Origin of the sequence: Undibacterium sp. Rencai35W, from assembly GCF_049340185.1 — a bacterium.
Lineage (GTDB): Bacteria > Pseudomonadota > Gammaproteobacteria > Burkholderiales > Burkholderiaceae_D > Undibacterium.
In genome coordinates this window covers 1-5,908 of sequence record NZ_JBMPPC010000014.1, presented here as the reverse complement: position 1 = coordinate 5,908, position 5,908 = coordinate 1, and the positions used below count along the sequence as shown (strand labels likewise).

The window sequence follows — 5,908 nt, the reverse complement described above, 5'->3', positions numbered from 1 at the left end:
GTTTTAGAAGTGAAGAGTTAAGTGCGCGTAGTAAGCGTGTTTAGCGAAAGCGGCTAAAAAAGGTGTTGACGAAAAGTAGGAAGTGCTTCATAATCTCGCTTCTTTGCTGCTGACAAACAAAACGATTTGCAGCGCAGCGAAGAGTAAAATAGGTTGATTCGCAAGAGTCCCGGTTTTGCCAAGGTAAGTAAGAATTAAGATCTTTAACAATTAACAGTCAATAAATGTGGGCACTTGATAGAAAGCGCCATGATTAAATTTATTTGATCATGATACTTAAAAAATATCAAATGTTCGCAAAAGTAATCAATAGGATACTTCGTAAGAAGTAGCCTGTCAGTTATTTGAGTGAGCGACACTGTTCGAAAGAACAGAGTTCAGAAATGAACAAAAACAGAGATTAAACTGAAGAGTTTGATCCTGGCTCAGATTGAACGCTGGCGGCATGCCTTACACATGCAAGTCGAACGGTAACAGGGAGCTTGCTCCGCTGACGAGTGGCGAACGGGTGAGTAATATATCGGAACATACCCTAGAGTGGGGGATAACGTAGCGAAAGTTACGCTAATACCGCATACGAACTAAGGTTGAAAGTGGGGGATCGCAAGACCTCATGCTCATGGAGTGGCCGATATCTGATTAGCTAGTTGGTGAGGTAAAGGCTCACCAAGGCGACGATCAGTAGCTGGTCTGAGAGGACGACCAGCCACACTGGAACTGAGACACGGTCCAGACTCCTACGGGAGGCAGCAGTGGGGAATTTTGGACAATGGGCGCAAGCCTGATCCAGCAATGCCGCGTGAGTGAAGAAGGCCTTCGGGTTGTAAAGCTCTTTTGTCAGGGAAGAAACGGTGTTTCCTAATACGGAATGCTAATGACGGTACCTGAAGAATAAGCACCGGCTAACTACGTGCCAGCAGCCGCGGTAATACGTAGGGTGCAAGCGTTAATCGGAATTACTGGGCGTAAAGCGTGCGCAGGCGGTTATATAAGTCAGATGTGAAATCCCCGGGCTCAACCTGGGAACTGCATTTGAGACTGTATGGCTAGAGTGTGTCAGAGGGGGGTAGAATTCCACGTGTAGCAGTGAAATGCGTAGATATGTGGAGGAATACCGATGGCGAAGGCAGCCCCCTGGGATAACACTGACGCTCATGCACGAAAGCGTGGGGAGCAAACAGGATTAGATACCCTGGTAGTCCACGCCCTAAACGATGTCTACTAGTTGTCGGGACTTAATTGTCTTGGTAACGCAGCTAACGCGTGAAGTAGACCGCCTGGGGAGTACGGTCGCAAGATTAAAACTCAAAGGAATTGACGGGGACCCGCACAAGCGGTGGATGATGTGGATTAATTCGATGCAACGCGAAAAACCTTACCTACCCTTGACATGTACAGAATGCCGAAGAGATTTGGCGGTGCTCGCAAGAGAACTGTAACACAGGTGCTGCATGGCTGTCGTCAGCTCGTGTCGTGAGATGTTGGGTTAAGTCCCGCAACGAGCGCAACCCTTGTCATTAGTTGCTACGAAAGGGCACTCTAATGAGACTGCCGGTGACAAACCGGAGGAAGGTGGGGATGACGTCAAGTCCTCATGGCCCTTATGGGTAGGGCTTCACACGTCATACAATGGTACATACAGAGGGCCGCCAACCCGCGAGGGGGAGCTAATCCCAGAAAGTGTATCGTAGTCCGGATTGTAGTCTGCAACTCGACTACATGAAGTTGGAATCGCTAGTAATCGCGGATCAGCATGTCGCGGTGAATACGTTCCCGGGTCTTGTACACACCGCCCGTCACACCATGGGAGCGGGTTCTGCCAGAAGTAGGTAGCTTAACCGTAAGGAGGGCGCTTACCACGGCAGGGTTCGTGACTGGGGTGAAGTCGTAACAAGGTAGCCGTATCGGAAGGTGCGGCTGGATCACCTCCTTTCTAGAGTTGCGCTGAAAGTTAAGTGTCCACACTTATTGACTGTTAAAACAAAGAACAAGGTAAGTCACTGAAGAAGTGACAAGCTGTGTAACTTAGCGGTAGCGATACCGGTAAGACTCGAAGCAAGCACCTGGGTCTGTAGCTCAGTTGGTTAGAGCACCGTGTTGATAACGCGGGGGTCGTTGGTTCGAGCCCAACCAGACCCACCATATAACGTGGTGGCGGTGGTTGACGACGCACACAAGGTTTCGGGGGTTTAGCTCATCTGGTAGAGCACCTGCTTTGCAAGCAGGGGGTGAACGGTTCGATCCCGTTAACCTCCACCAAGATTTGTCAAAAGTACAAACCTAAGTCAAGCTGGCACAGTCAAGTGCCAAGGCAAGCGATTTAGGTTTGATCTTTCAACAGAGATTAAAGAAATACAGAATTACCGTTCTTTAACAATTTAGAAGAAGTAAAGTAGAAATAATCAAAATTATTTCTGTAAAGAGAAGTTAGCAACGACAGTTGTTAATGGAAATTATGGAAGGGTTGTGATTGTATCGAACAAACAAAGTATTAAAAAGAGTTTGAAAAGCACTGCTGCAAAGCAGAGTTTTAGAAAAATCAAATTCCTTGAGATACGGCAAACGCTAAAGTAATACTCAATAGTAGTAAAGAACTATAACCGGTTTTTAGTGATGAACCTGAACTTAGTAATAAGAACAGACACTAGAAGCTAACGTTATAGGGACAAGTGACTAAGTGCACATGGTGGATGCCTTGGCGATATCAGGCGATGAAGGACGTAGTAGCTTGCGATAAGCTGCGGGGAGTGAGCAAACACACTGTGATCCGCAGATTTCCGAATGGGGAAACCCGGCCGTAAGGTCATTGCATACTGAATACATAGGTATGCAAAGCGAACGTGGCGAACTGAAACATCTAAGTAGCTACAGGAAAAGAAATCAACCGAGATTCCCAAAGTAGTGGCGAGCGAAATGGGAACAGCCTGCAAGATTTAGCATCTTTGATAGTAGAACGGATTGGAAACTCCGGCCATAGAGGGTGATAGCCCCTTATACGAAATCATCGGTGTGGAACTAAGTTTGCGACAAGTAGGGCGGGACACGTGAAATCCTGTCTGAACATGGGGGGACCATCCTCCAAGGCTAAATACTCGATATCGACCGATAGTGAACCAGTACCGTGAGGGAAAGGCGAAAAGAACCCCGGAAGGGGAGTGAAATAGATCCTGAAACCGTGTGCATACAAACAGTAGGAGCGGACTTGTTCCGTGACTGCGTACCTTTTGTATAATGGGTCAGCGACTTACATTCAGTGGCAAGGTTAACCGCATAGGGAAGCCGTAGAGAAATCGAGTCCGAATAGGGCGAAATTAGTCGCTGGGTGTAGACCCGAAACCAAGTGATCTACTCATGGCCAGGTTGAAGGTGCGGTAACACGCACTGGAGGACCGAACCCACTAATGTTGAAAAATTAGGGGATGAGCTGTGGGTAGGGGTGAAAGGCTAAACAAACTTGGAAATAGCTGGTTCTCTCCGAAAACTATTTAGGTAGTGCCTCAAGTATCACCATCGGGGGTAGAGCACTGTTATGGCTAGGGGGTCATCGCGACTTACCAACCCATTGCAAACTCCGAATACCGATGAGTGCGAGCTTGGGAGACAGACGTCGGGTGCTAACGTCCGGCGTCAAGAGGGAAACAACCCAGACCGCCAGCTAAGGTCCCAAAGTACAGCTAAGTGGAAAACGAAGTGGGAAGGCTAAAACAGTCAGGAGGTTGGCTTAGAAGCAGCCACCCTTTAAAGAAAGCGTAATAGCTCACTGATCGAGTCGTCCTGCGCGGAAGATGTAACGGGGCTAAGCTGTACACCGAAGCTGCGGATATCCTTTATTGGATATGGTAGGAGAGCGTTCTGTAAGCCTGCGAAGGTGTCTTGTAAAGGATGCTGGAGGTATCAGAAGTGCGAATGCTGACATGAGTAGCGATAATGGGGGTGAAAAGCCCCCACGCCGTAAGCCCAAGGTTTCCTGTTCAACGTTCATCGGAGCAGGGTGAGTCGGCCCCTAAGGCGAGGCAGAGATGCGTAGCTGATGGGAAGCAGGTTAATATTCCTGCACCGTCGTATGATGCGATGGGGGGACGGATCACAGAAGGTCGTCAGGCGGTTGGAAGAGCCTGTTCTTGACTTGTAGAAGGCACTTAGGCAAATCCGGGTGCGTAATTCAAGGGGTTGAGACGAGTGAACTTGTTCACGAAGCGATCGGAAGTGGTTCCAAGAAAAGCCTCTAAGCTTCAGTCATACGAGACCGTACCGCAAACCGACACAGGTGGGCGAGATGAGTATTCTAAGGCGCTTGAGAGAACTCGGGAGAAGGAACTCGGCAAATTGGTACCGTAACTTCGGGATAAGGTACGCCCTGGTAGTTTGACCCCCCTGCGGGGGAAGGATGAAAGGGTTGCAATAAACTGGTGGCTGCAACTGTTTAATAAAAACACAGCACTCTGCAAACACGAAAGTGGACGTATAGGGTGTGACTCCTGCCCGGTGCTGGAAGATTAAATGATGGGGTGCAAGCTCTTGATTGAAGTCCCAGTAAACGGCGGCCGTAACTATAACGGTCCTAAGGTAGCGAAATTCCTTGTCGGGTAAGTTCCGACCTGCACGAATGGAGTAATGATGGCCACACTGTCTCCTCCCGAGACTCAGCGAAGTTGAAATGTTTGTGATGATGCAATCTACCCGCGGCTAGACGGAAAGACCCCATGAACCTTTACTGTAGCTTTGCATTGGACTTTGAACCAATCTGTGTAGGATAGGTGGGAGGCTTTGAAGCGGGGACGCCAGTTCTCGTGGAGCCAACCTTGAAATACCACCCTGGTTTGTTTGAGGTTCTAACCTTGGCCCGTTATCCGGGTCGGGGACAGTGCATGGTAGGCAGTTTGACTGGGGCGGTCTCCTCCCAAAGTGTAACGGAGGAGTTCGAAGGTACGCTAGGTACGGTCGGACATCGTGCTAATAGTGCAATGGCATAAGCGTGCTTAACTGCGAGACTGACAAGTCGAGCAGGTACGAAAGTAGGACATAGTGATCCGGTGGTTCTGTATGGAAGGGCCATCGCTCAACGGATAAAAGGTACTCTGGGGATAACAGGCTGATTCCTCCCAAGAGTTCATATCGACGGGGGAGTTTGGCACCTCGATGTCGGCTCATCACATCCTGGGGCTGTAGCCGGTCCCAAGGGTATGGCTGTTCGCCATTTAAAGTGGTACGTGAGCTGGGTTTAAAACGTCGTGAGACAGTTTGGTCCCTATCTGCCGTGGGCGTTGGAAGTTTGAAGGGGGCTGCTCCTAGTACGAGAGGACCGGAGTGGACGAACCTCTGGTGTATCGGTTGTCACGCCAGTGGCATTGCCGAGTAGCTATGTTCGGAAGAGATAACCGCTGAAAGCATCTAAGCGGGAAACTCGCCTTAAGATGAGACTTCCCAGAGCCTTGAGCTCTTTAAAGGGTCGTTCGAGACCAGGACGTTGATAGGCTGGGTGTGGAAGTGCAGTAATGCATTAAGCTAACCAGTACTAATTGCCCGTAAGGCTTGTCCCTATAACCTTAGCAGGTTATAAACTGCGACAAGTATTGTGAAGTGTTTGCGACAATGTGAGAGTTCGGAAGAATTCCACTTGTTCGACAGCAGTCACAACCACCACAGCAAGCGATGGTCTCGCTTGCTGTGACAAAACAAATTGATTAGTGCGAATAAGATCGCACACTCTACTGAGCTTCTTCTGAATTGGATTTGTTGCAGGCCGCAAAATAGCGCGACCCTCAACAGATCAACAAGTTATGCCTGATGACCATAGCAAGTCGGTACCACCCCTTCCCATCCCGAACAGGACCGTGAAACGACTCCGCGCCAATGATAGTGCTGCAACCAGTGTGAAAGTAGGTCATCGTCAGGCTTTTATTCCGCA

Annotated in this window: 2 tRNA genes and 3 rRNA genes; all 5 read left to right on the top strand. The window is 49.1% G+C overall.

Annotation, left to right across the window (positions count from 1 at the left end):
- Positions 1 to 402: 402 nt before the first annotated feature.
- The 5 genes from ACO0K3_RS19435 (at position 403) to rrf (ending at position 5,896) form a co-directional block, all read left to right on the top strand.
- Positions 403 to 1,933, top strand: a 16S ribosomal RNA gene (locus ACO0K3_RS19435).
- Between the two features lie 132 nt (positions 1,934 to 2,065).
- A tRNA-Ile gene (locus ACO0K3_RS19430) sits at positions 2,066 to 2,142 on the top strand.
- Positions 2,143 to 2,183: 41 nt separating this feature from the next.
- Positions 2,184 to 2,259 (top strand) — tRNA-Ala (locus ACO0K3_RS19425).
- A gap of 404 nt (positions 2,260 to 2,663) precedes the next feature.
- A 23S ribosomal RNA gene (locus ACO0K3_RS19420) occupies positions 2,664 to 5,540 on the top strand.
- A gap of 243 nt (positions 5,541 to 5,783) precedes the next feature.
- A 5S ribosomal RNA gene (gene rrf, locus ACO0K3_RS19415) occupies positions 5,784 to 5,896 on the top strand.
- Together the 16S, 23S and 5S rRNA genes with 2 tRNA genes alongside form the textbook arrangement of a ribosomal RNA operon.
- The last annotated feature ends 12 nt before the right edge of the window (positions 5,897 to 5,908 follow it).